This window comes from Methylobacterium sp. WL1 (assembly GCF_008000895.1).
Classification (GTDB): domain Bacteria; phylum Pseudomonadota; class Alphaproteobacteria; order Rhizobiales; family Beijerinckiaceae; genus Methylobacterium.
On the sequence record NZ_CP042823.1, the window covers coordinates 2666024 to 2689781 of the forward strand.

At 68.4% G+C, this 23758-nt stretch carries 22 protein-coding genes; 10 read left to right on the forward strand and 12 right to left on the reverse strand.

What is annotated here, in order from left to right; translation table 11 throughout:
• Positions 1 to 37: 37 nt before the first annotated feature.
• Positions 38 to 382, reverse strand: coding sequence for a DUF6460 domain-containing protein (locus FVA80_RS12940; RefSeq protein ID WP_147906626.1), 345 nt, complete (start codon positions 380 to 382; stop codon positions 38 to 40).
• Positions 383 to 583: 201 nt separating this feature from the next.
• Here FVA80_RS12940 and FVA80_RS12945 point away from each other — a divergent pair, with 201 nt between their 5' ends.
• From FVA80_RS12945 to pdeM, 3 genes are read left to right on the forward strand one after another with little or no spacing between them, the layout of a single operon-like run.
• Entirely contained in the window at positions 584 to 1540 is a 957-nt protein-coding gene (locus tag FVA80_RS12945; RefSeq protein WP_147906625.1) for an alpha/beta hydrolase, read from the forward strand.
• A complete protein-coding gene (locus tag FVA80_RS12950) occupies positions 1537 to 4218 on the forward strand; it encodes a ligase-associated DNA damage response DEXH box helicase (protein WP_246692413.1) in 2682 nt (893 codons plus the stop codon). The genes FVA80_RS12945 and FVA80_RS12950 overlap by 4 nt, the downstream gene beginning before the upstream one ends.
• Before the next feature lie 41 nt (positions 4219 to 4259).
• Positions 4260 to 4973 carry a ligase-associated DNA damage response endonuclease PdeM gene (pdeM, locus tag FVA80_RS12955; RefSeq protein WP_147906624.1) on the forward strand — a complete coding sequence of 238 codons (714 nt, stop codon included), beginning with the start codon at positions 4260 to 4262 and terminating at the stop codon, positions 4971 to 4973.
• A gap of 72 nt (positions 4974 to 5045) precedes the next feature.
• Here pdeM and FVA80_RS12960 read toward each other — a convergent pair whose 3' ends face one another.
• From FVA80_RS12960 to FVA80_RS12970, 3 genes are all read right to left on the reverse strand, one after another.
• Positions 5046 to 5474 (reverse strand): DUF3455 domain-containing protein, encoded by a 429-nt coding sequence (locus FVA80_RS12960; protein ID WP_187193668.1) that lies wholly within the window; start codon positions 5472 to 5474, stop codon positions 5046 to 5048.
• Between the two features lie 177 nt (positions 5475 to 5651).
• Positions 5652 to 7112, reverse strand: a complete 1461-nt coding sequence (locus FVA80_RS12965) for a PAS domain-containing methyl-accepting chemotaxis protein (protein WP_147906660.1) — start codon at positions 7110 to 7112, stop codon at positions 5652 to 5654.
• A gap of 196 nt (positions 7113 to 7308) precedes the next feature.
• Positions 7309 to 8295, reverse strand: coding sequence for a CorA family divalent cation transporter (locus tag FVA80_RS12970; protein WP_147906622.1), 987 nt, complete (start codon positions 8293 to 8295; stop codon positions 7309 to 7311).
• A gap of 210 nt (positions 8296 to 8505) precedes the next feature.
• Between FVA80_RS12970 and groES the strand changes: the two genes are divergently transcribed.
• A complete protein-coding gene (gene groES / locus FVA80_RS12975; protein ID WP_147906621.1) occupies positions 8506 to 8796 on the forward strand; it encodes a co-chaperone GroES in 291 nt (96 codons plus the stop codon).
• A gap of 72 nt (positions 8797 to 8868) precedes the next feature.
• On the forward strand, positions 8869 to 10512 hold the full coding sequence (gene groL, locus FVA80_RS12980; RefSeq protein WP_147906620.1) for a chaperonin GroEL: 1644 nt from the start codon (positions 8869 to 8871) through the stop codon (positions 10510 to 10512).
• A gap of 77 nt (positions 10513 to 10589) precedes the next feature.
• Here the strand turns inward: groL and FVA80_RS12985 are convergent, their stop codons facing one another.
• The 8 genes from FVA80_RS12985 to FVA80_RS13020 form a co-directional block, all read right to left on the reverse strand.
• Entirely contained in the window at positions 10590 to 11315 is a 726-nt protein-coding gene (locus FVA80_RS12985) for a prephenate dehydrogenase/arogenate dehydrogenase family protein (RefSeq protein WP_246692390.1), read from the reverse strand.
• 522 nt (positions 11316 to 11837) lie between these two features.
• On the reverse strand, positions 11838 to 12347 hold the full coding sequence (gene fae / locus FVA80_RS12990) for a 5,6,7,8-tetrahydromethanopterin hydro-lyase (protein WP_007568574.1): 510 nt from the start codon (positions 12345 to 12347) through the stop codon (positions 11838 to 11840).
• A gap of 239 nt (positions 12348 to 12586) precedes the next feature.
• A complete protein-coding gene (locus FVA80_RS12995; RefSeq protein ID WP_147906618.1) occupies positions 12587 to 13420 on the reverse strand; it encodes a triphosphoribosyl-dephospho-CoA synthase in 834 nt (277 codons plus the stop codon).
• On the reverse strand, positions 13417 to 14325 hold the full coding sequence (locus tag FVA80_RS13000; RefSeq protein WP_147906617.1) for a RimK family alpha-L-glutamate ligase: 909 nt from the start codon (positions 14323 to 14325) through the stop codon (positions 13417 to 13419). Before FVA80_RS13000 ends, FVA80_RS12995 begins: the two co-directional genes overlap by 4 nt.
• Positions 14326 to 14525: 200 nt before the next feature.
• Complete coding sequence (gene mch / locus FVA80_RS13005; protein ID WP_147906616.1) at positions 14526 to 15500, reverse strand: methenyltetrahydromethanopterin cyclohydrolase; 975 nt, start codon at positions 15498 to 15500, stop codon at positions 14526 to 14528.
• Complete coding sequence (locus FVA80_RS13010; RefSeq protein ID WP_147906615.1) at positions 15497 to 16651, reverse strand: ATP-grasp domain-containing protein; 1155 nt, start codon at positions 16649 to 16651, stop codon at positions 15497 to 15499. The genes mch and FVA80_RS13010 overlap by 4 nt, the downstream gene beginning before the upstream one ends.
• A 22-nt stretch (positions 16652 to 16673) precedes the next feature.
• A complete protein-coding gene (locus FVA80_RS13015) occupies positions 16674 to 17567 on the reverse strand; it encodes an NAD(P)-dependent methylenetetrahydromethanopterin dehydrogenase (protein ID WP_147906614.1) in 894 nt (297 codons plus the stop codon).
• A 91-nt stretch (positions 17568 to 17658) separates the two neighbouring features.
• Complete coding sequence (locus tag FVA80_RS13020) at positions 17659 to 18645, reverse strand: beta-ribofuranosylaminobenzene 5'-phosphate synthase family protein (RefSeq protein WP_187193720.1); 987 nt, start codon at positions 18643 to 18645, stop codon at positions 17659 to 17661.
• A 294-nt stretch (positions 18646 to 18939) separates the two neighbouring features.
• Between FVA80_RS13020 and FVA80_RS13025 the strand changes: the two genes are divergently transcribed.
• The 5 genes from FVA80_RS13025 to FVA80_RS13045 all read left to right on the forward strand — a co-directional run bounded on the left by FVA80_RS13025 (position 18940) and on the right by FVA80_RS13045 (position 23708).
• Positions 18940 to 20019, forward strand: coding sequence for a formyltransferase (locus FVA80_RS13025; RefSeq protein WP_147906613.1), 1080 nt, complete (start codon positions 18940 to 18942; stop codon positions 20017 to 20019).
• A complete protein-coding gene (locus tag FVA80_RS13030; protein ID WP_147906612.1) occupies positions 20013 to 21644 on the forward strand; it encodes a formylmethanofuran dehydrogenase subunit A in 1632 nt (543 codons plus the stop codon). Before FVA80_RS13025 ends, FVA80_RS13030 begins: the two co-directional genes overlap by 7 nt.
• Before the next feature lie 27 nt (positions 21645 to 21671).
• Positions 21672 to 22619 carry a formylmethanofuran--tetrahydromethanopterin N-formyltransferase gene (gene fhcD, locus FVA80_RS13035; protein ID WP_147906611.1) on the forward strand — a complete coding sequence of 316 codons (948 nt, stop codon included), beginning with the start codon at positions 21672 to 21674 and terminating at the stop codon, positions 22617 to 22619.
• A gap of 3 nt (positions 22620 to 22622) precedes the next feature.
• Positions 22623 to 23417: a formylmethanofuran dehydrogenase subunit C gene (locus FVA80_RS13040; protein ID WP_147906610.1), complete on the forward strand. Its 795-nt coding sequence runs from the start codon at positions 22623 to 22625 to the stop codon at positions 23415 to 23417.
• Between the two features lie 84 nt (positions 23418 to 23501).
• Positions 23502 to 23708, forward strand: a complete 207-nt coding sequence (locus FVA80_RS13045; protein WP_007564437.1) for a hypothetical protein — start codon at positions 23502 to 23504, stop codon at positions 23706 to 23708.
• Positions 23709 to 23758: the final 50 nt, after the last annotated feature.

Sequence of the window (23758 nt, forward strand, 5' to 3'; positions counted from 1 at the left end):
CCGCGACCATAGCCGAGCCGGACCATGCGCGGTCCGGTCAGCGCGACGTCGCGAAGAGCCGCGAGAGCAGCCAGAGCGGGATGACGACCACGGCGCCCGCGACGATCCAGCCGCCGAAATCGTGCAGCGAGGCGAGGCCGATCTCCAGGAGCGCCCGGGCCGAGTCGTAGACGTGCCAGAATAGCCGGCCAGGCGTCAGGCCGAGCATCGACATGAAGGCGCCGACCAGGACCGACAGGAACAGCAGGCGCAGGAAGACTCCGGCCGGCGAGCCACCCAGGAATCGGTGCAGCGCCGAGGGCCGCCGCTGGTAGGTCTCAGCCCCGTATGCGGCGTTCGGCGGCGGAGCGCCTTGCCGGCGCCGGTCGTGATCGACGAGCATCGCGTCCTCATGAAGCCAGAAAGGGTCGGGATCGGCGAGGAAACGGGCGGAACCGTGGCCGGCACACAACACCGCGTCGAAACCGGATCCCGGATCGGGCGTTAGCGGGTTTCACCCACGGACCCGAGATGGCAAGCGAGAGCCGTCCCGCCAAGATGCCGGGAATGGCCGCGGGACAGCGCCGACGGGACGAGACCCAACATGATCGACCACGCCTTGTTCGACCCGGCGACGATCGATCCCGAGACGCTTCGGCTCAATGCCGAGATCGTCGCGGCGCACGCCGCCCTGCCCGATCCCTGGTCGTTTCCGATCGAGGAGGTTCGTGCCCGCCGTCGCGCCGGGACCAAGGCGGCCCCGGCGATGCCGCACAGCGTCCGGGCGGAATGGATGACGATCGAGGGGCCCAGCGGGCCGCTCAAGCTCCGCGTGATCCGCCCGAAGGCCGACACGAAGGTGCGCGGCGCCTATCTCCACATCCACCGGGGCGGCTGGGTCTGGGGCGCAGCCGACGAACAGGATCCCTGGCTCGAGCGCATCGCCGACGCCTGCGGCTTCGTCGTGCTGTCGGTGGAGTACCGCCTCGCCCCCGAGCATCCTTATCCGGCCGCGCTGCTCGATTGCGAGGCCGCCGCCCTTTGGCTGGCGGGACCCGGACGGGCGGAATTCGGCATCCATGCGCTGACGATCGGCGGCGAATCGGTCGGCGCGCATCTCGCCGTGATGGTGCTGCTGCGCTTGCGGGACCGGCACAACCAGCCGCGCGCGTTCCGGGGCGCCAACCTCAACGCGGGATTCTACGATCTCGGCCTGACCCCGTCGGTGCGCAATTGGGGTGACGAGCGCCTCGTCGTGAACACCCTCGATCTCACCAAGTTCGCCGACGGCTACGTCCGCGAGGGGATCGACCGGCGACGTCCGGACGTGTCGCCGATCTATGCCGACCTGAAAGGACTACCGCCGGCCCTGTTCACCATCGGGACCGCGGATCCGCTCCTCGACGACACGCTGTACATGTCTGCGCGCTGGGCCGCCGCCGGCAATGGCGGCCACACCGCCATCTATCCCGGCGGTTGCCATGTCTTCGCCCGGTACCCGGGCCCGATGAGCGAGCGTGCCCTGGAACTGATCGACCGCTTCCTGATGGCCCTGGCCTGAGCGATCGATCCGAGATCCTGCCGGAGGCCTTCCGGGCGTGGTTCGCGGCGCGTGGCTGGACGCCGCGTCCGCACCAGCTCGACCTGCTTCGGATCGCCGGTGCGGGCCGGTCGGCGCTCCTGGTGGCGCCGACCGGGGCCGGTAAGACGCTGGCGGGATTCCTGCCGAGCCTGGTTGCCCTCTCGGAACGGGGGGCCACCAAAGCCGAGGCCAAGGCTTCAAGAGGCCTGCATACCCTCTACGTCTCGCCGCTCAAGGCCCTGGCGGTCGACATCGCCCGCAACCTGGACGCGCCGATCGCCCAGATGAGCCTCCCGGTGCGCGTCGAGACCCGCACGGGCGATACCCCGGCGCACAAGCGGACTCGCCAGATCAGCCGCCCGCCCGACATCCTGCTGACGACGCCCGAGCAACTGGCGCTTCTGATCGCCCATCGCGACGCCGCCGAATTCTTCGCGGGATTGCGCTGCGTCATCCTCGACGAGCTGCACGCCCTCGTGACCTCGAAACGCGGGGATCTGCTTTCCCTGGCGCTCGCCCGGCTGCACCGCCTCGCCCCGGATCTGGCGGCGATCGGATTGTCCGCCACCGTGCGCGAGCCGGATGAGCTGCGGAAGTATCTGGTGCCGCAGGTGCAGAAGCCTCCTCTTCCCTGTGCGGGGAAAGGTACCCTGCGCAGCAATCGGAAAAAGGAGCCGAGCGACAGCTCAGAAGAGGAAGCCGGTCGGGACGTCTCCGGCGGCGCTTCGCTTTCCCGAACCCGTCTTACGGCCGGTCTACCCGCCTCCTTAGGGGAGGAAGGCAGCGCAGAACCCTGCATGGCTGACCTCGTGACCGTCCAAGGCGGCGCCAAGGCCGACTTGCGCCTGCTCGATCTCGGACGGTCGCTGCCGATTTCGGGGCACACCGCCTGGCACTCGATGCCGGCGATCTACGCATTGATCAAAGAGCACCGGACGACCCTGGTCTTCGTCAACACCCGGCTCCAGGCCGAGTACACGTTCCAGGAGCTGTGGCGTCTCAACGAGGACGCGCTGCCGATCGCGATCCATCACGGCTCCCTCGACGCGCAGCAGCGGCGACGGGTCGAGGCCGCCATGGCGGAGGGACGTTTGCGGGCGATCGTCTGCACCGCGACCCTCGACCTCGGGATCGATTGGGGCGACGTCGATCTCGTGGTCAACGTGGGGGCTCCCAAGGGTGCGAGCCGGATCATGCAGCGGATCGGACGGGCCAACCACCGGATGGACGAGCCGTCGAAGGCCTATCTCGTACCCGGCAACCGCTTCGAGATGCTGGAGTGCCAGGCGGCCCTCGATGCCGTCGAGGCGGCCGCGCAGGACACCCCGGACGCGCGGCTCGGCGCCCTCGACGTGCTCGCCCAGCACGTGCTCGGTATGGCCTGCGCCGACGCCTTCGATCCGGTCGGCCTCTACGACGAAATCGTCTCCGCAGCACCCTATGCCAGCCTGACTTGGGAATCGTTCGAACAGGTCGTCGATTACGTCGCGACCGGCGGCTACGCCCTGCGTGCCTACGAGCGTTTCGCCAAGATCCTGCGTGGGCCCGACGGCTTGTGGCGCGTGCGCGATGCCCGGACGGCGCAAGCCTACCGCATGAATGTCGGCACGATCGTCGAGGCGGCGCGGGTCCGGGTGAGGCTCGGACGGACCTTGCGCGGCAAGCCCGGCACAGTCCTGCCGAAGGGCGGCCGGGTGCTCGGGGAGATCGAGGACGAGTTCGCCGATACGTTGACGATCGGCGACACGTTCCTGTTTGCGGGCGAGACTCTGCGCTTCGAGGGCCTGGCCGAGGACGAGGCCCTGGTGACCCGCGCGCCACTGGGGACCGATCCTGCGATTCCCTCTTATGCCGGTGCGAAATTCCCGCTCTCGACCTTCCTGGCCGAGCGGGTCCGGGCGATCATCGCCGACCCGTTCGCCTGGGATCGCTTGCCGAAGCAGATCGGCGAGTACCTGCTGCAGCAGCGCCGCCGCTCCGTGCTGCCGGGCGAGCGCGACTTGCTGGTAGAGACCTTCCCTCGGGGCAAGCGGCACTACCTCACGGCCTTTCCGTTCGAGGGACGGCTGGCGCATCAGACGCTCGGCATGCTGCTGACACGGCGGATGGAGCGTGATGGCCTGCGCCCGCTCGGGTTCGCAGCCAACGATTACGGCATCGCGATCTGGACGACCCGCGATGTTTCGGAGCGGGCCGCGCTGGACCCCGACTTCATCGGCGACCTGTTCGCGGTCGACATGCTGGGCGACGACCTCGAGGCATGGCTCGATGAATCGGCGATGATGAAGCGCACGTTCCGGCAATGCGCGGTGATCGCCGGCCTGATCGAGCGCCATCATCCCGGCTTGAAGAAGTCCGGTCGCCAGGTCACGATCTCCACGGACCTGATCTACGACGTGCTGCGCAAGCACCAGCCCGACCATCTCCTGCTGCGCGCCGCGCGACAGGATGCGGCAACCGGACTCCTCGACGTGAGGCGCCTCGGCATGATGCTAGAGCGCATTCAGGGGCGAATCATCCACAAGGCTCTCGATCGAGTCTCGCCGCTCTCCGTATCCGTGATGCTCGAGATCGGGCGCGAACGGGTCTACGGTGAGGGGGCCGACGAGATCCTGGCCGAGGCCGAGGCGGAGCTTCTTCAGGAAGCTTTGTCCTGACCGTCGATCCGCCCTCCCCCATCGAGACCGAGGATGCGATCTTGGCGGCCGGCCTGAGACTCGAGAAGACTCACAAGCACCCGACCCTGCTGCTGGCGGGCGAGACCCTGGTGCTCGATCTGTGTGGCGGCGTGTGGCTGCCCGAGCACCGCACGCTGATCGTCTCCGATCTCCATCTGGAGAAGGGGTCGTCCTACGCCGCCCGCACCGGCCAGTTCCTGCCGCCTTACGACACCCGCGAGACCCTCGCCTGCCTCCACGAGGCGGTGGTGCGCCACGATCCGGCGCGCGTGGTCGCGCTCGGGGATTCCTTCCACGATGTCCGCGGCCCGGAGCGGATGGAGCCCGGCGACCGAGCCATGGTGTCGGCTTTGCAGGAGGGCCGGGACTGGGTCTGGATCGCGGGCAATCACGACGCGGCGGTCAGCGAGGGCGTCGGCGGCCGCTACGCCGACGCGCTAACCCTGGGCGGCCTGATCCTGCGTCACGAGCCGAGCGGCAAACCGGTCCCCGGTGAGATCGCCGGCCATCTCCATCCCTGCGGAAAGGTCGCCATGCGCGGCCGGGCGGTCCGCCGCCGCTGCTTCGTCACCGACGGCACCCGCCTGGTGATGCCCGCCTTCGGTGCCTACGCGGGCGGGCTGAACGTCCGCGACCGGGCCATCGACGGCCTATTCCCCAATGGGTTCACGGCCCATCTGCTCGGGGATGGACGGGTCTTCACCATCGGCCGAGCGCAGCTGGCGCGGGATTGACGGGAGCGCGCGTGACTGTTCGAAATATCGCCTCGCCGCGGGTGGGGCCGTGTGAACGAGCGCCGCGAGACGTCAGCGATAGAAGGTGTAGGTCGCGCTGTAGGGCACCCGCGCCGTCTGGCCCGGCATGCAGACGCCCTGCGGTTTCTCACCGCCGACCGTGTCGCTGCGCAGGACATACTGCGTTCCGGCGAGCAACCCGGTTCCGGACGTCCGGCCGGAGAGTAGCAGCCACGCGACCGCCTGGGGTCGCGGTGCGGGCACCTGAGCGATGACGGTACCGAGCACCCGGGATCCGTCCTGCGCCTCCCAGACCGGTCCCTCGAAGTGGCGCCCGACCGTGCTTCCATCCGGCTGGACGAGTTCGGCCTCGGGCTTGGCGGGGCCCCAGGCCGGGCCGTTCTCGGCAGCGATGCAGGCATAGACCTGCACGCCCCGGGCGGCGAGACGCGCGATCGCCACGCTGCCGGGCGGCGGTTCCAGGCCCGCCGGTTCGGCCAATGCGAAAGCCGGAGCGCAGGACGCCACGGCGATGAGGGTTGTCCGCCAAGACCTTGTGAGGCTGCGGAGCGTGATGACGGCGTGGGGAATCGGTTCAGCTCCATCCGGACAGTCCGAACCGCCGATACGTTGCAAACCGCGTGCGCGTTTCACGCCGCGGCTCGCGCGTGTTCCAGGTCAGGCGGATTTCATGAACCGCGTGACACTCTCCGAGAGATCCGCTGAGTGTCCGGCGAGGCTCTCGGCGACTCCCAGGACAGCTTCCGCCAGTTGACCGGTGGCATTGGCGGCCTGCGAAACGCCGCCGATATTGCCGGACATCTCGTGCGTCGAGACCGCCTGCTCCTCGACAGCGCTCGCCATCGCCAGGGTCAGCGTCGAGAGCTCGGCGACGGCGGCGGTGATCATCTCGATCGCTCCGACCGCCTCGCCGGTTGCGCTCTGGATCGCCGCAACCTGCTGGGTGATCTCGCCGGTGGCCTTCGCGGTCTGCTCGGCCAGAGCCTTGACCTCGCTCGCCACCACCGCGAAGCCCCGGCCGGCGGCGCCCGCCCGCGCGGCCTCGATCGTGGCATTCAGCGCCAGGAGGTTGGTCTGCCCGGCGATCGACTTGATCATGCCGACCACCGCGTCGACCTCCCGGGCGTTCTCGGCGAGCTGCCGCATCGTCGCGTCCGTGGTCTCGGCCTGCACCGCGATCTGGCGGGCGCGCTCGGAGACCCGTCCGACCTGACCCGAGATCTCCTGGATCGCGCCGTTCATCTGCTCGGAGTTCGCCGCCACGGACGAGGCCTTCTGCCGAGCGGAATCGGCCGACTGCGTCAGCCCCTCGGCCGAATGCTGCATCTCGCGGATCGCCGAACCCACGGCATCGACGACACGGCTGACGTCGATGGACATATTCACCTGCGCGGATACGACGGCCCAGGTCAGCATCGGTCCGATGTAATTGCCCTTCCGGTCGTTGACGGCGGTGACCTGCAGATCGAGGGTCTCCGGCCCGACCTTGATCTTGGTCCGGTGCGGCAGCCGGCTCGCATCCGCCAGCATGTTACGCTGGTGACGCGGGTTCTTGTGGAACACGTCGAAGGAGTGGTCGAGCATCTCGTCGACCTTGATCGGCAGCCATTGCTCCAGCGGCCCGAGGGTCCGGCGCGAGGTCGCGTTCAGGTAGTTGATCTTGAACTCGTTGCGGGGATCGGCGGTCATCACCGCGACCGGCATGTTGTCGATCATCGACATCAGCCGATCGATATCGTTCTTCTTGGCCGAGATGTCGGCCGCGAACTTGACCACCTTCACCGGCTTGCCGCGCGCGTCGAGGACGGGGTTGTAGGTCGCCTCCAGCCAGACCTCCGTGCCGTTCTTGTCGATCCGCAGGAATTCACCGGTGACGTACTGACCGTCCTTCAGCTTCGACCAGAACTCCGTGTACTCTGGCGACTTGGCAGCCATCGGTTCGACAAAGATGCGATGATGTTTGCCTTGTACATCCGCAAGGGTGTACTTCATCAGGTGCAAAAAGTTGTGGTTGGCACTCAGGACTTGCCCGTCCATCGAGAATTCGATGATCGCCAACGACCGGTCCAGGGCGTCAAGCTTGGCCTGCGCCTCGTTATAGACGGTTCTCTTGAACATATCGGTGCCCACGCTGCTCCTGCGAGCATATGGCCGAGATTGGGTTAAATTTTATATAATTCGACAGTCTTTGAAACCGAAGCCTGCATTGAGAGCGCGTCAAATGAAATATTCAATCAAGGTAAATTGTAATAGTTGATTGGCAGAGGCTTAGATTTGTATTAAAGACAGCTTTTGCCTTTTAAGCTGACGAATATCAGAACCACCCGCGGCTTCGGAAATATACAATTGGAGCGAGAGCGCTGATCAAAATAAGCGCGAGGGCGTAGGGATATCCGTAGGCCCAGTCCAGCTCCGGCATGTGCTTGAAGTTCATGCCGTACATCGAGGCGATCAGCGTCGGCGGCACACCAACCACAGACACCACCGTCAGTACCCGGAAGACGTTGTTCTGCTCGATGTTGATGAGCCCCAATGTGGCGTCGAGGAGGAACTGAACGTTCTCGGCAAGCCGCGTCTCGAACTCGTCCAGGGAGTCGATGTCGCGCCGGATCGTCTCGAAGCGACCGTCGCCGGGCAGGCCGAGCCCTTCGCAAGCGGCCGACACGAACGGCACGATCCGCTCCAGGCCGAGCAGGCTCGCGCGGATCTTCCCGAGAACCTTCCCACGGTTGCTGATGCCGCGCAGGATCCGCCGCAGCGCCAGGTCGCGGCGGCGGGGCGGCGGGCTTTCGAGCCGACGGCGGTCGGCGCCGCGGACATCGAAGTCGAAGATCCGCGTGGACAGCGTGTCGAGTTCGGAGGCCATGTCCTCCAGGGCGTCCGCGAGGCTGTCGACCAACTCCTCCAGGATCACGAGGAAGATCTCGCTCGGCGTCACGCTGCCGTCGCCGTCGGCGATGCGCTTCTCCGACGAGTCGATCGCGCGCATGTCATGGAACCGGATCGTGACGAGGTGATCCTTCGACAGGAGGAACCCCAGCGGTTTCAACTGGGAATCACTGCGCTCGAAGGTGATCATCGGCGTCGAGAGCGACAGCCCGCCCTTCACGCGCCGCAGCCGGCTGGAGGATTCCACCTCCGACAGTGCGGCCCGGGACGGTACGCGCAGGCCGGTGGCCGCTTCCACGGCGGCGGCCTCCTCGGAACTCGGGTCGTTCAGATCGAGCCAGACGGCATTGCCGGGAATCGGGCCGCCGCGTTCAGGCGTCACCGCGCCTTCGGGTCCGTGGAGGCTCAGCATGAGGGCGCGTTATCCTAGGGGAAATAAGGGCCGATGCCGGGTCATCTCGCCGTCGCGCGCGGGTGCGACAGTCTTGACTTCGAGCCGCACGAGAGCTAACTCGCCGCCGTCATTGGCACTCGCCAAGACAGAGTGCTAACAGTCGGGCTTGGGAGCGGCCGCGCACGCCGCATCAACGCCAACTGCAGACCTGAAGCAAGAGGGCAGCTCATGAAGTTCCGTCCGCTGCACGACCGCGTGGTCGTCCGTCGCATCGAGGGCGAGGAGAAGACCAAGGGCGGCATCATCATTCCGGACACCGCCAAGGAGAAGCCGCAGGAAGGCGAGATCGTCGCCGTCGGTCCCGGCGCTCGCGACGAGCAGGGCCGCGTCAACGCGCTCGACGTGAAGGCGGGGGACCGCGTCCTGTTCGGCAAGTGGTCCGGCACCGAGGTCAAGATCGACGGTCAGGACCTCCTGATCATGAAAGAATCCGACATCATGGGCGTCGTCGCCGCCTGATCGGATCGCCCGTTCCAACCCTTTGAGGCCACCTGAGGCCTTGGGGTCCAACCCAACCACAAGAGGCAAACCATGGCAGCGAAAGACGTTCGTTTCTCCGCCGACGCCCGCGATAAGATGCTGCGCGGCGTCGATATCCTTGCCGACGCGGTGAAGGTGACGCTGGGCCCGAAGGGCCGCAACGTTGTGATCGAGAAGAGCTTCGGCGCCCCGCGCATCACCAAGGACGGCGTCACCGTCGCCAAGGAGATCGAGCTCGCCGACAAGTTCGAGAACATGGGCGCCCAGATGGTGCGCGAAGTGGCCTCGAAGACCAACGACATCGCGGGTGACGGCACCACCACCGCCACCGTGCTGGCCCAGGCCATCGTCCGCGAAGGCGCCAAGTACGTCGCCGCCGGCATCAACCCGATGGACCTGAAGCGCGGCATCGACCTCGCCACCGCCGCCGCGGTGAAGGACATCATCGCGCGCGCCAAGAAGGTCTCGACCTCCGACGAGGTCGCCCAGGTCGGCACGATCTCCGCCAACGGCGACAAGGAGATCGGCGAGATGATCGCCCACGCCATGCAGAAGGTGGGCAACGAGGGCGTGATCACGGTCGAGGAGGCCAAGACGGCCGAAACCGAGCTCGACGTCGTCGAGGGCATGCAGTTCGACCGCGGCTACCTGTCCCCGTACTTCATCACGAACGCGGAGAAGATGGTCGCCGAGCTCGAGGATCCCTACATCCTGATCCACGAGAAGAAGCTGTCGTCGCTGCAGGCGATGCTGCCGGTGCTCGAGGCCGTGGTGCAGACCGGCAAGCCGCTGCTGATCATCGCCGAGGACATCGAGGGCGAGGCGCTGGCCACCCTCGTGGTGAACAAGCTGCGCGGCGGCCTGAAGGTCGCGGCCGTGAAGGCGCCGGGCTTCGGTGACCGCCGCAAGGCGATGCTCGAGGACATCGCGATCCTGACCAAGGGCCAGATGATCGCCGAGGACCTCGGCATCAAGCTCGAGAACGTGACGCTCGACATGCTCGGCCGCGCCAAGCGGGTGCGCATCGAGAAGGAGAACACCACGATCATCGACGGCGTCGGCGAGAAGACCGACATCGAGGGCCGGATCTCGCAGATCAAGGCGCAGATCGAGGAGACCACCTCGGACTACGACCGCGAGAAGCTGCAGGAGCGCCTGGCCAAGCTCGCGGGCGGCGTCGCGGTGATCCGCGTCGGCGGCGCGACCGAGGTCGAGGTCAAGGAGAAGAAGGACCGTGTCGACGACGCCCTCAACGCCACCCGCGCGGCTGTCGAGGAAGGCATCGTCCCGGGCGGCGGCACTGCACTGCTGCGTGCCAAGAAGGCGGTCGCCGCGCTGAAGAGCGATGTTCCGGACGTCCAGGCCGGCATCAAGATCGTGCTGAAGGCGCTTGAGGCCCCGATCCGTCAGATCGCCCAGAACGCAGGCGTGGAAGGTTCGATCGTCGTCGGCAAGATCACCGACAACACCTCCTCGGAGACCTACGGCTTCAACGCCCAGACCGAAGAGTATGTCGACATGATCCAGGCCGGTATCGTCGATCCGGCCAAGGTCGTCCGTACCGCCCTGCAGGACGCCGCTTCCGTGGCCGGCCTGCTGGTCACCACCGAGGCGATGGTGGCCGACGCGCCGAAGAAGGATGGCGGCGCCCCCGCGATGCCGGGCGGCGGCGGCATGGGCGGCATGGATTTCTAAGTCCACGCCAACCATCGATCTGACGAAGGGGGTCGCCGAAAGGCGGCCCCTTTTTTCGTTGGTATGACACGGCCGTCTCACGGTCCCGCGGAAGTCCGGGCCGTCATGAGGGGCGGCTGTTCGACGGCTGCAGAAAGATTTCTGCGTGCGAGATCGGCCTCGACTTGGGCAGCGAGCTTGAAGAAGCGCTGGCGGACATCAGCGGCAAACGGATAGGATCGCTCGATCGCCTCGAACACTTCGGGGGCGTCGTGCCGGACCATGTCGACCGCTTGCATGAGCAGTGAGAAGCTTCGCGTGGTCATGTGAGTGGGAAGCGGCTCCATGGCGACGAGCACCCGCGCGATCAGATGCGTCAGGCCTTGCACGGCCGCGGCCTCGCGGTCGTGGGCCTCGGGCGTCGTGACGATCACCTTGAGCTTCAGCACCGTCCGGAGGAAAGCCGCAGCACGACGCCCGTGCCGTCCCGTGGTGTCAGGGCACACCGCGATCTTCAGTCCCGCGATCCCGCCGACGGCACTCTGCGGGCCGAACAGGGGATGGGTTCCCAGGATTTCGACGCCGGCCGGTAATCCCGCCCGCATGATCTCGACGGGGATCATCTTCACCGAGCCGACATCGACCACCAGCGTTCCCGATCGGAGATGAGGGGCAATGTCGGCCACGACATCGGACAGGCGGGATACCGGAACGGCCAGGATGACGACGGAGCAGCGTGCCGCCGCGATCAAGTCCGTCCGCACGGCGCCGTAGGTCTGGGAATCGGCCTCGGCCGGGCGTGGATCGTAGACGCGCAGCGCCATGTGCGGCCCGAGATGCCGGACGATCAGGCGACCGAAGGCGCCGAAACCGATGACCCCGACGGCGAGGCGGAATTGAGTGGCTTGGGAGACTGACACGGTGACCTCGGGCAGACGCGAGGTCGACGGATCATGATGAAGTGCAACCGCCGACGACGCAGCGGTTGGGCAAGATAAGCAAGCCGCCGCTATGAAAAGGGCGGGCGATAGGCTGCGGTGAACGGCAAGCTTGTCATGAGGACGGTCGTCTATGCGGTGCTGCCATGCTCGTCAACAAGGCCGCCTCGATGCCAGGACTCGGCCTGATCGTACGGAATGCTTGAACGCTGCTCGATTGAAGGGCCCAGGTTTCGCTGCCCCGAGCGCGCTCTTCCACGTCGAGTGATTGCGGAACCAAAAAAAACGGGACGGCTTGCGCCGTCCCGTCTGTCGTCGTGCCTATCGGCCTAAGAAGATAGAAGCCAGTCGCTGGAGCAGGCCCCGCGGTGCGGGCGGAGGCTCACTCTGTCCAGGACCGTCCCCAATCTAATTGGCGGCGAAGGGGTGCTGAGCCGAGTTGCGCTGCTCGGTGACGGTCGAAGCCTTCGGCTCGCCGTTCACGGCGCGCTGGATCGAGAGCTTGGTGGCCTCGTAGTTGTACTTCTGGATCTTGGCGTCGTCGGCCGCTTCCCAGTGGATGAACACGCCGACCAGGATGAACAGGTCGTCGGCCTCATCGGCCGGGATGATGCCTTCGGCGACGGCATCCTGGACGGCCTTGGCAACGCCGTGCTGGGCCGGGCCGAACATCTGGACGGCCTGACGGGCGTCGTTGATGGTGACCTTGTTGAACATCAGGGTGTTCGGCTTGCACGGCAGGTTCGGCGCGATGACCGCGAGCAGGCTGGTGAAGCCGTGCTTGTTGTTCACGAGGCCGTTGCAGAAAGCCGTCTCGGCGGGCGAGCCGCGCGGTCCGATGATCAGGTCGATGTGAGCGACTTCGTTGCCGTCGCCGACGAGGGCTTCGCCAACCTGAACCTTGGTGATCTTCGCCATTCGGTGTCTCTCCCTGGATTCCGAAATAGGGCCGCGGCGCCGGACAATGCCAGCGGCCGGGAAGCCATCCTTGTTATCGGCGCCCGAACCTCCGGACGAGCCGGTTGGGCCGAGCCGGTTGGGCCGGACAGCGCGCCGGACCCTACAGTGCGACCCAGCGGCTCACAACCCGCGCAAGGCCCTGGATCTGAGGAATTTCTTTGACCGCGGGCCGTGAAAAGCTGGAACTTATCCGCGTATCACGCCAGGGCGGCGCCTGCCGTAGTCAGGGCGTCCCAGAGCACGGTCGCCACCGTGAAATCCGCGCTGGTGCCAGGGTTGAGCCCGCGCGCCTTCAACGACGCGTCGAAGAGCAGCAGCGGCTCGACCGGACGTGTGGCGAGATCGAGACCGTCGAGTAAGCCTGCGGCCTCCAGGCGAACAGACTCCGCCACTGGTGCGCCGGCCTTGCGGGCGATGTGGCTGTCCGGAACGGTCCGGAGATAGGCGAGGTGGATCGCGGTGGTGCACCAGGTCGGATCGAGGCCTGCGGCGCGCGCGCCGGCGAGGGCCGGCAGCCCGATCTCTGCGATGTCCGCGAAGCCCGTGCCATAGGCCCGAGCGATGCGGTCGCGATCTGCCGCTTCCGCCATGGCCGCGCGCAGGGAGGCCGGGGCGGCGGCCGATACGTCGTGCTGGTCGGCCCGGCCGAGGCCTCCCGGGTTCGCGAGCCGGATCGCTGCGAAGACCGCTTCGGAATCGTCAGCCTGCAGGGTGTCCAGCACCGCTTCGACCGATCGGCCCCCCTCCGCTGCGACGGCAAGCGGCGCACACAGGAGCAGAATGCCGAGATTGGTGTTCTGGGCGACGGCCGCCAGGGTGGCCGCGACCCCGGCGCGGACCCGCGCACCGACGCCTGATCCCGCCCGCGCCAGCTCCGGTGCCGAGACGTCGGCGCTGGTGACGAAATCCGCCATGACCATGCGATGGCCGGCTGCGTAGGCGTGGACGTTGCCGGGTTTCAGCGCGTCGAGTTCCGCCAGGCAGGCGGCGCGGTAGAGCGTGCCGATCAGCCCCGGCGCGAGACCGGTCATGCCACCACGAGCCGCGGAATGCTGGCGCCCCGGACGGCGGACAGGAAACCGCGCACGACAGCGCCGGCGATATCGGTGTCGCACACGGTCTGCAGGCCGGACCAGGCCGGCATCGAATTGACTTCGAGGATCGAGAAGCCGCCCTCCCCGTCCTCGACCAGGTCCACCCCGGAATAGTCGACCCCGACCGCGGCGGCGGCGGCCTCGGCCATCTCGGCGGCGTCCCGGGGCATGGCCCAGGGCAGCGGCCGGCCCCCGCGGTGGACGTTGGTGATCCAGCCGTCGCCCTCCCGGATCATGCCGGCGATCGCGCGTCCGTCGCAGACGAACACGCGATAGTCGCGCCACAGCCCGTCCCGCCGCGGCACGTAGCGCTGGAGATAGTAGACACGGGCTACAGCCTCCTCGTCCGGCAGGTCCCCGGGCGTCTCGATCAGCGCGAGCCCTTCCCCTTGCGAGCCGAACAGTGGCTTGAGGACCAGAGGTGCGCCGGGGCGGGCTTCCCGCTCCACGATCTCCGCGGCGGCCTCGCGTTTCGAGACGACCCAGGTCTCCGGGGTCGGAAGGCCGGCACGGGCGATCAGCAGCGAGGTCGCCGCCTTGTCGACCGAGCGCTCGATGGCCGTGGGCGGGTTCCAGACCGTCACGCCCGCCGAGACCAGGGCGTGCAGCACGCCGAGCCGCATGGTGGTCGCCTCGAACGTGCCCCCCGCGATGGTCCGCAGCAACACGCCGCCGGGCAATTCGCCGGAGAAGCCCGGGACCCGCAGCGGCTCGCCGCCGCCGGTGGCCACGATCACGTCGGCCAGGGAGAACAGCACCGGCTCGACCCCCTGCGCCCGCAGGGCCGCCAGGAGCCGGGCCTTGTGCCAATTGCCGTTATCGGCCGCGAGGGCGATGCGCATGGATCGGAGACTCTCGACGGCCCTTTCCTGCACGGGAAAGCACCGGATCTGTGTGGGTGCGAAGCGCGATCGCGAGGGCCGGCCGGGACCGGCTTCCCCCTCTCCCACTGGGGAGAGAGGAACCCTCGCTTCATGCGATTGGCAGTGCGACGTCGTCTACGCCGCGATGCCTCGTGAACCGGAGCTCGAATGCCCCGCGTTTAAGCGAACGACGCTTCCACCAGCGTCGGCTCCAGGCGGCCGCCGCGATAGGTGGCGCCGGTGCGCACCGACGTGACGATCGCTTCGGCCGGCGAGAACAGCGCGCCGTCGATCTTGTAGAAATCGCCGTTCACCCGCGAAAAGATCTCGGCGAACGGGGCGCCGTGGTCGCTCGACGTGGTGGACGGGATCTGCTCGGCGAGCTGCTTGGCGTCGGCATCGTCGGCATCGACGAAAAGCTGGACCCGGCCACCGTAGATGATCGCATCGTTGGTGCGGCCCATCGCCTTGATGAAGTCCGGGTGGGGCGGCGAAAGCGGAGCCGACCCGATGCCGTCTACGATCGCGTGCAGGTCGAACCCGACCGTGTGGGCCTTGTGCAGGGCCACCTCGAGCACCCGGGCGACCACCTGGGTCGAGCCGGCCAAGCTCTGGGTCGGTGCGAAGATGAAGGTCAGGTCCTCGGGCCGCAAGCCGGCCGCTTCGGCGACCTTGGCGACGACGCTGTCGGGCGGACCGCCGGCGGCTTCGAGCACCAGAGCGGTCTTCGAAGCGGAATCCCGATAGCCGAGCTCCTGATACAGATCCTCGACCGCAGCGACTGCGCGGCCGGGGCCCGAGCCGAGGGCGAAGAAGCCGGAATCGCCGGCTTCATCGGCCAGGCTCCAACCCGCATACTGGCTGCCCAGGCAGGCGAGCACCGGGTCGGCCGCATGGACGATCACGGAATACGGCCAGGAGGCGATCGGGCCGCTCGGGGCGATGCTCACGGTGCCGAGGCCGCCGAGGCAGATCTCGGCGATGCGTCGTCCGGCCTCGATGGAGCCGCGCGCCTGGGCGCCGGCATCGACCATCCGGGCTCCGCCGGCCGTCTGCGACACGGACAGGCGCAGCGTCGCGGCGTCGGCCACGAACCGCTCGATCAGCGGCGCCGTCAGCGCGTTGACGCTGGGATAGGATTGGCTGGCACTCATCTCAGGGTTTCCTCGGGGTGCATTTTCTCAGCGGTGAGGTCGGCTTGGAGCCGCGCCGTCCGCGTGTTCAAACTGTCGAGCGCCATCTGCCGGTCGGCCCCATGGGCAAGCACCGTGCAGAGAGGCGCGTCGCGGCGGACCACCGTGCCGGGGCGCGGGCGGTCGCGCACATGATCCGGCCAGGCGAAATCCGGCACGGGCGCATGCTCCCGACCCGCGTAACAGATCTGGGCGGCGGCCGCATCCGCCGGTTGCGCACCGAGCGCCGGCATGGCGCCGAGGCTGGCCGCGATGTGGGCCGCCAGGAGCGGCGTACTCCGGCGATCGAGGATGTCGAGGGTCGCGCCGGGCCGCGGGTTGATCTCGGTGAGCCACCAGCAGCCGGACCCGTCGACCAGGAAATCGGCGCTGCCGAGGCCGCGCAGGCCGGTCGCCACAACGATGCTCTCAACGGCCTCCGCGACCGTAGCGATCAGCGCGTCGGGGAGAAGCCGAGCTTCCGTCGCAGCGCCGGTTGCGGCACCGCCGAACCGGTAGGGCTGGATCGGCGACGGCGCGCACCATTGCTCCGTCACCGCCAGCATTTGGATCGCGCGTCCGTCGGCGAGGAAGTTCAGCGCGTGGGGTCGGCCCGGGACCCGGGCCTGGAAATAATGCGCGTCCGGCGCGGGGCCGCGACCCGCCGGACGGATGTGGCTGCCGCCGCTGCCGCCGGTCCGCTTCAGCAACCAGCCGGACGGGTCGGGACGTGCATCGGTCGCGATCTTGGGATGCGGGATGTCGAGCCGGACGCAGAGCGCGGCGAGCGCGAACGGATCCTTGAGTGCGGCGACCGCGGGCGCATCGGCGCCGACCAGACGGTGCCGTTCGGCGGCCCGGGCGATCAGGCCGGGCGCGTCCTCGAAGCCGCTGCCGAGGACGAGGCCGACGACCGAGCCTGCGGTTTCAGCCAAGGCGTCGATCGCCGCCAGGGTCGCTTTGAAAGCCATCGGGCTGCCGAAGCGACCCGGGAGCGGCCGGTAGGCTTCGCTGAGCGCCAGCGTGTCGGAATCGCCGAACAGGTCGGCCACGAAGGGGCGCATTCCCGCCCGCCGAGCCGCCTCCGCGAGGGCGCGCCCGGATTGAGCGGCGATCAGGATCGCCTCTGCCACGCCGGGATGCGCCGGAGCCGGCTCAGCCCGCGATCTCGACGGCCAGCGTGTAGGCGTCGCGGAAGTCGAGGCAGAGCGGCGTATCGGAGGCGAGCATCCGATCGAACAGGCGGCGCTGGGTCTGGTACTTCACATTGCCCACCGCGAGGGCGCCGATGCCTACGCCCTTGCCGGTCGGCAGCGGCACGTCGACGGCGTTGACGTCGATTCCGGCGATCCCGGCGGGCGGCACCGCGTTCACGTCGGACGCGACGAGAAGCTTCGGAGCGGATTTGAGATCCTCGGCCGAGAGGATCGGGATGCCGGCCGGCCCGGCCGACAGGATCACGTCGGCGTCCCGGATGGCGACGCGGCGGTCCTCTGGTGTCGTCCCGTCGACGGCGCCGACCTCGATGCCGAAGCGCCACTTCATCGTGAAGGCGATCTTGGAGACCCGCTCCTCGCCGTCATGGCCGACCAGGACGGTCTGCGCGCCCTGAAGCGCGCCGATCACCGCGGCCACGTAGGCGACCACGCCGGCGCCGCCGAAGATCACGATGCGCTTGCCGGTCAGATCGGTGCCGAATTTCTGCCGGAGGGCCCGGGAGACCTGCGCCACCATGGCGGCGCCGGTGGTGAACGAGCCGGCGGGATCGGCGAAGACGTGGTTCACGAACGGCGGCACGAACGCCTTCTTGGCGCGGTCGACCATGTCGAGGGCGTCCTCGGCGTTCTTGCCGCCGATGAAGATGCCGGTCCGCGTGCCGTCCGCCGGAGAGCGCGAGAAGATCGAATCCTGGGTCAGCGACACGACGTCGGCGAGGCTGACCTCGGTGTAGGTCACCACCGTCTCGAAGCCGGCGTCGACGGCCATGTTCACGTCGAACGGGCTCATGTGCCGGAGCGGCGTCAGCATGTGGAGGATCGAGCGGGCCATGACGTTCTATCCCGTTTGGCGCGCATCAACCTGCGCCTGCAGACCGTCCAAACCCGCTGCGGGTGCCGCGGTCAAGTCCGGACCCGCTGGTTCAGTCCCCCGTGGTTATCGATGCGCCGCTGTTGCGGCCGCGGGCAATCAGGAAGCGAAGCGGCCCGCCGCGGTCGAGACTTGCCACCAAGGACCGGGCGTCGGCCTCAGACGGCATCAGCGCGAATCCGGTCGGTCCCCAGGACGATTGGCCGTAGCCGGGCACGCCCTGCGCGGCGGCTTGGTCGAGGGCCTGTGCGACGGCGGCGCTGGCGTAGCGGCCGCCCTGGTGCGGGGCGAAATGATCGCCGATGAGATCCTGGATCCGGGTGATTCCCGCGCCGAAGCCGTGCGGCTCGGCGAGCACGACCGCCGGCAGGACCTGCATCAGCACGATCCGGCAGATCTCGGCCGCCTGTGCCTCGGGGAAGCGCGGGAGGTCGCGAAACGCCTCTACCTCCCGCGTCCCGTGCACGCCGGCCATGCTCCGATCGAGGATGAGCACGATCCGCCAGGCTTCGGGATAGGAGAGGCGCGCGGTGACCGGCGGTGCTGCGCCGTCGGGGCCGCGGCCGCCATCGACGATCAAGCCGCCCTCGGTAAACGCACTGAGCCCGACCCCCGACCGATTGCCGCGATCGAGGCTGGAGGAGAACGCGGCCGCCGAGAAGGAAGCCCCGCTCAGTCGCGCCATCGCGGCCGCCACGGCCAGCGCGAGCTGCGTGCCCGATCCGAATCCAGCGTGCGCCGGGATCGTCCGCTCGACCGCGATCGCCACCGCGTCGGACCCGCCGAGATGGCTCGCCGCCGCACGGGCGTAGCCCTGGACGCGCTCGACCTCTTCGCCCGTGGCGGACAGGAGTGCGGACCGGCGGGCGGTGAGCGCCAGGGAGGGCGTGTCGATGGCCAGCCCGATGCTGCCGAAGCGGCGGCCCAGGCCGCCGTGCAGGTCCAGGAATCCGAAATGCAGCCGCGCGGGCGCCTCGACTCGGATGATGCTGCTCGAAGCGGCCGCCTCGTTCCGCTGGGGGACCTCGCCCACGCCCATGTCTTCGAAATCCACACGCCGAACCGGCGCGCTTTTCCCATGCGGCGGGCGGCCGAAGCAACGGGATCTTGCGGCCGATCGGCCGAACCAGAATGCGAACCCCCCTTGCCGAGGCGTGCGGATGAATGCAAACCTAGGGCAGCGACGGCGCGCCGAGTTGCCGCCCGCCCGGACCTGTCGGGCGGTCGAGCCATTCCGATCCGGCGGGATTCTCCTTCGGGAGTGAACCTGCTTCGTCCGGTCTTACGGCCGTCGCCCGCTCCGAAGCCAAACAAGAACGTCGCGTGAGGGAGCATGGCAGCCTGGGTGAAGGGTGGCGCGACGGACGCGGGCACCGCCATCGAGGCGGCCGTATCCTTGCTCGCCAAGGCGCGCGCGCCGGTAATCGCCGGCCTGAGTGCCGACGTCGCCGCGATCCGCGCGGCCTATGATCTCGCGGGGCGCATCGGCGCCTCCATCGATACCGCCGGCGCGGTCGGCACGTATGCCGAGCTAGGCTCGCTGAGCCGGGTGGGCGCCATGACCTCGACGCCGGCCGAGGCGGTCGGCCGGGCCGATGCCGTGCTCGTGGTCGGCGCAGCCACTTGGCATACGCCACTCATCAAACGCTTGGCGGAATCGAAGCCCACGCGTGGGCGGGCTGCCGGTTCGGACCGGGCGCTCCTGGCGCTCGGAGCCGGTCCGGAGGGCTCACAGGCGGCGCTGTCCTGCCCGGCTACGGGCGGGCTGGCGGAGGCCGTCGCGGAACTGCGCGCTTACGCCAAAGGCCATCTCGCAGGCGACACGCCGCAGGCCAAGCTCGTCGCGCGGATCGCCGCCGCACAGTACGGCGTCCTGCTGTACGATCCCGCGGAGCTCGGTGAACTGGGCGTGGAGATGCTCCAGGGCTTCGCCATGGAGCTGAACGAGACCACGCGTTGCTTCACGCTCTCGGTGGCTGGACCGGATCAGGACCGCGCCGTCGTGCCGGTGGCCGCCTGGTTGACCGGGCAGGCGCCGCGCAGCGGGTTCGGCCGCCGCGTCCCCGAACATGATCCGTGGCGCTTCGATGTCGCCCGGCAGGTCGCCGCTGGCGAGGTCGATGCCGTCGTCTGGCTCGCCGCGCTGCCGGTGGACCGGCCGAATTGGCTGGCTGCCGTGCCGTCCGTGGCGCTGGTCGCCGAGGCGGAAGCCTCTCTCGCCGACGTGGTGATTGCGGTCGGCCGTCCGGGACGCGACCTGGGCGGCGTCTTGTGGAACGAGCAGCGCGCCGCGCTGACCTATTGGCCGGCTTCGGCCCCGACGGACCTGCCGTCCGCCGCGTCGGTACTGGGTGCCCTGACAGAGCGCCTGGTCGAAGCTGGCGCCGTGTCGAGGAGTGAGCCCGCATGCTGAGCGTGATCCGGGGCGGGCGCGTCGTCGATCCGACCGCGTCCCGCGATGCCGTCGGCGACGTCTGGATCGAGGATGGCCGCATCGTCGAGCCCGCCGGCCGGGCGCCCGATCGGGTGATCGATGCGTCCGGCTGCGTCGTGATGGCGGGGGGCGTCGAGGTGCACTCGCACATTGCCGGCGGCAACGTGATCACCTCGCGCCTGCTCCTGCCCGACCTCTATGTCAGCGAGGCCTCGCCCGAGGGGCATCCTTTCGCGCATGCCGGCGGAGCTGCGGGCTGGATCGGCTCGACCTACGCGCGGATGGGCTACACCACCGCGGTCGAGCCGGCGATGCCGCCGACACACGCCTTGGCGACCCAGCTCGAACTGGCCGACATCCCGTTGCTGGATCGCGGCGCGCTCACCGTGATGGGCAACGACGACCAGCTTCTGCAGCTGTTGCGCGAACGGCAGGGCGGGAATGCCGTCCGCGATCTCGTGGCGCTCTCGGTCGCCACCTCGCGCGGCCTTGGCGTCAAGTGCATCAACGCCGGCGGCGCATCCGCCTTCAAGGACGGCGCGCTGCGCCTGTCTCTCGATGACGAGATTCCGGTCTACGGTCTCTCGACTCGGCAGATCATGGGGTCGCTGCTCGACGCGGTCGAAGAGATCGGCGTCCCGCACCCGCTGCACGTCCACTGCAACAATCTCGGCCTGCCCGGCGCGGACGATTCGTTCATCGAGACCCTGGAGGCCGCGGAAGGCCGACGCATCCACTTCGCCCATGCGCAGTTCTATGCCTATGGCGCCACCGAGGGTGGCGGCTTCCGTTCCGCGGCCGAGCGCATCGCCCAGGCCATCGCCGACAACCCGAACGCGACCCTGGATATCGGGCAGGTGGTGTTCGGACAGACCGTAACGGTCTCGCTCGACATCTTGCGGCAGTTCGCCGGCCGTAAGGGTGCCAAGCCGAAGAAGTGGGTGTTGAACGCCGGCGATGCCGAAGGCGGCGGCGTGGTGCCGTTCCTGTACCGGCCGCGCGGCCCGACCAGCTCGCTGCAATGGGCGATCGGTCTGGAGATCATGTTGCTCTCCACGGATCCGGAGCGCACGATCCTCACCACCGACCACCCGAACGGCGGCCCGTTCACGCAATACCCGCGCATCATCCACTGGCTGATGGACAAAGCTGAGCGCGATCGCGAGATCGCGACGCTGCCGGGTATCGTCGCGGAGCGGTCCAGCCTGCCGAGTCTCGAGCGGGAATACACCCTCTCGGAAATCGCTCAGCTGACGCGATCCGGCCCGGCCAAGCTGCTGGGACTCGCCGACCGTGGCCACCTGCGGCCCGGGGCCTGTGCCGACGTGGCGGTCTACCGCGACACATCCGACCGCACGGCGATGTTCACGGCCGCAAAGCTGGTCCTCAAGGACGGCGTGCCGATCGTCGAGGATGGCGAGGTGGTGGAATGGCGCGCCGGCCGGACGCTCTCGCTCTCGGTCGAGTCGGATCCGGCGATGGCCAAGCGCGCCGACGCCTACCTGACGGACCGGTTCGGCGAGGGGCTCGACAGCTTCGCTGTCCCGGACGCGGCGTTCGACGCAGATACGGACACCTTCGAGGCGGTGCCATGCCGGGCGTGATCAGCGGGGCGAGTGGCGGAAACAACCATGTCTGACCTCAGCCTCAACGGCATCCCGATCATCGACACCTTCGCGGAGGCGTTCGATGTGGCCGGGACCGCCATCATCGTCACCAACGACACCGCCAAATGGGCGATGATCGCCGCGACCACCATGACAGGCTTCGCCACGTCGGTGATCGGCTGCGGCGCCGAGGCCGGCATCGATGCCGTGCTGTCGCCGGACGAGACCCCGGACGGGCGGCACGGCGTGCGCATCCTGCTGTTCGGCTTCGAGCCGAACGGCCTTAAGGACCAGCTGATCAAGCGCGTGGGTCAGTGCATCCTCACCTGCCCGGGCACGGCCTGCTATGCCGGCGTGGACGGACCGACGAAGATCAAGCTCGGCGGCGCGATCCGGTATTTCGGTGACGGCTTCGCCATCGCCAAGCGGCTGCCGGACGCCAGCGGCAAGCTTCGGCGCTACTGGCGCATCCCCGTGATGGACGGGGAGTTCCTCTGCGAGGATTCGGTCCGGTCCGTTGATGGCGCCGTGGGCGGCGGTAACCTGCTGTTCCTTGGCCGGACCCATTCCGAAACCCTGATCGTCGCCGAGGCGGCCGTCGAGGCGGCCAAGGCGGTACAAGGTGCGATCCTGCCGTTCCCGGGCGGCATAGTCCGTTCGGGCTCGAAGGTCGGCGGCCGCACCAAGGGCATGATGGCCTCGACCAACGATGCCTATTGCCCGACCCTAAAGGGCCGTGCCGGCTCGGCGTTGCCGGCCGATTGCGGCGTCGTGCTGGAGATCGTGATCGATGCCCTGACCTCGCAGGGCGTGTCCGACTCGATGCGCGCCGGCCTCCATGCCGCCACCGAGATCGGCGGAAAGCACGGGCTGATCGCCGTGACGGCGGGCAATTACGGCGGCAATCTCGGCCGTCACCATTACCATCTGCGCGACTTGCTCGCGCGCGACGACACCAAGACGGAGGGCTGAGCCTTGAGCACCCTCACCCTGCGCGCGGCCCCGCCCGAGCGGCTCGACTTCCTGAACATCAATCCGCTGGCCCTGAGCCGGTTTTCCCAGGCCGACGCCGAACGCCTGGAGATCGGGACATCCCGCACCGGCGTGCGTCTCGGCGACTGCTTCTCCGTCTCGCTGGACGGCTCCGACACCCTGACCATCGAGGGCGGCCACGAGCGCCTCGACCGGGTCGGCGCTGCCCTGTCCGAGGGAGCGATCCGCGTGACCGGCAATGTCGGCCAGCGCCTCGGTGAGGGCATGGCCGGCGGCAGCCTGACCGTGACCGGCGATGCCGGACCCTATGCGGGCTCCGGCGCCACCGGTGGCGCCATCACGATCGACGGCGATGCCGGCGATTATGCGGGCGGTGCCGTGTACGCGGCCAAGGCCGGCCTCGATGGTGCGACGCTGATCATCCGCGGAACGGCAGGCGCGCATCTCGGCGACCGGATGCGGCGCGGGATTCTTCTGGCTGGCCGGGCGGGTGCCTATGCCGGCTCCCGGATGATCGCGGGGACGTTGGCCGCCCTGACCGTCGGGGACCATCCGGGCTACGGCATGCGCCGTGGAACCCTGCTGATCGGTTCGCACGGCCGGTTGTCGCCGACCTTCGTTGAGACCGGGATGCACGATCTCGTCTTCCTGAAGCTGCTTGGAAAATCGCTCCGGGGCCTCAGCGCGGAGCATGCCGCGCTGCTCGATCGGCCGCTGCGGCGCTATTCCGGCGACCTCGCGACCCTCGCCAAGGGCGAGATCTGGGTCGCGTCCTGACGTCACCCTGGGCAGAGCGGCCGCACGTGGCATATGCTCTGTCCAAGCGGGCCCGTACGAGGCCGGCACATTGGGGAGACGCCCATGCTCCTGCTTCTGTCGATCTGTCTCGTCGCCCAGCCCTCGACCTGCCGCGAGGACAGGATCGAAATGTCCTACGAGGGCTCGAACCCGTTCATCTGCCTGCGCCATTCGCAGAGCGCGCTGGCGACCTGGCAGGCCGCCCATCCGGACTGGCATGTCGAGCGCTGGCGCTGCGCCGCGCGCGGCAGCCTGCCGAAAAACCTGTGAGCGCGTCCCGAGACCGCCTCCCGGCGCCGGGTCTCCGGGCGGCCGGTTGC

What these genes read in the sequence shown, in the direction of transcription:
- FVA80_RS12940 (WP_147906626.1), bottom strand. Translation starts at nt 382, where the DNA reads ATGCTCGTCGATCACGACCGGCGCCGGCAAGGCGCTCCGCCGCCGAAC.
- FVA80_RS12945 (WP_147906625.1), top strand. Translation starts at nt 584, where the DNA reads ATGATCGACCACGCCTTGTTCGACCCGGCGACGATCGATCCCGAGACG.
- FVA80_RS12965 (WP_147906660.1), bottom strand. Translation starts at nt 7,112, where the DNA reads ATGTTCAAGAGAACCGTCTATAACGAGGCGCAGGCCAAGCTTGACGCC.
- FVA80_RS12970 (WP_147906622.1), bottom strand. Translation starts at nt 8,295, where the DNA reads ATGCTGAGCCTCCACGGACCCGAAGGCGCGGTGACGCCTGAACGCGGC.
- groES (WP_147906621.1), top strand. Translation starts at nt 8,506, where the DNA reads ATGAAGTTCCGTCCGCTGCACGACCGCGTGGTCGTCCGTCGCATCGAG.
- groL (WP_147906620.1), top strand. Translation starts at nt 8,869, where the DNA reads ATGGCAGCGAAAGACGTTCGTTTCTCCGCCGACGCCCGCGATAAGATG.
- FVA80_RS12985 (WP_246692390.1), bottom strand. Translation starts at nt 11,315, where the DNA reads ATGGCGCTGCGCGTCTACGATCCACGCCCGGCCGAGGCCGATTCCCAG.
- fae (WP_007568574.1), bottom strand. Translation starts at nt 12,347, where the DNA reads ATGGCGAAGATCACCAAGGTTCAGGTTGGCGAAGCCCTCGTCGGCGAC.
- FVA80_RS12995 (WP_147906618.1), bottom strand. Translation starts at nt 13,420, where the DNA reads ATGACCGGTCTCGCGCCGGGGCTGATCGGCACGCTCTACCGCGCCGCC.
- FVA80_RS13000 (WP_147906617.1), bottom strand. Translation starts at nt 14,325, where the DNA reads ATGCGCATCGCCCTCGCGGCCGATAACGGCAATTGGCACAAGGCCCGG.
- mch (WP_147906616.1), bottom strand. Translation starts at nt 15,500, where the DNA reads ATGAGTGCCAGCCAATCCTATCCCAGCGTCAACGCGCTGACGGCGCCG.
- FVA80_RS13015 (WP_147906614.1), bottom strand. Translation starts at nt 17,567, where the DNA reads ATGGCCCGCTCGATCCTCCACATGCTGACGCCGCTCCGGCACATGAGC.
- FVA80_RS13020 (WP_187193720.1), bottom strand. Translation starts at nt 18,645, where the DNA reads ATGGGCGTGGGCGAGGTCCCCCAGCGGAACGAGGCGGCCGCTTCGAGC.
- FVA80_RS13025 (WP_147906613.1), top strand. Translation starts at nt 18,940, where the DNA reads ATGGCAGCCTGGGTGAAGGGTGGCGCGACGGACGCGGGCACCGCCATC.
- FVA80_RS13030 (WP_147906612.1), top strand. Translation starts at nt 20,013, where the DNA reads ATGCTGAGCGTGATCCGGGGCGGGCGCGTCGTCGATCCGACCGCGTCC.
- fhcD (WP_147906611.1), top strand. Translation starts at nt 21,672, where the DNA reads ATGTCTGACCTCAGCCTCAACGGCATCCCGATCATCGACACCTTCGCG.
- FVA80_RS13045 (WP_007564437.1), top strand. Translation starts at nt 23,502, where the DNA reads ATGCTCCTGCTTCTGTCGATCTGTCTCGTCGCCCAGCCCTCGACCTGC.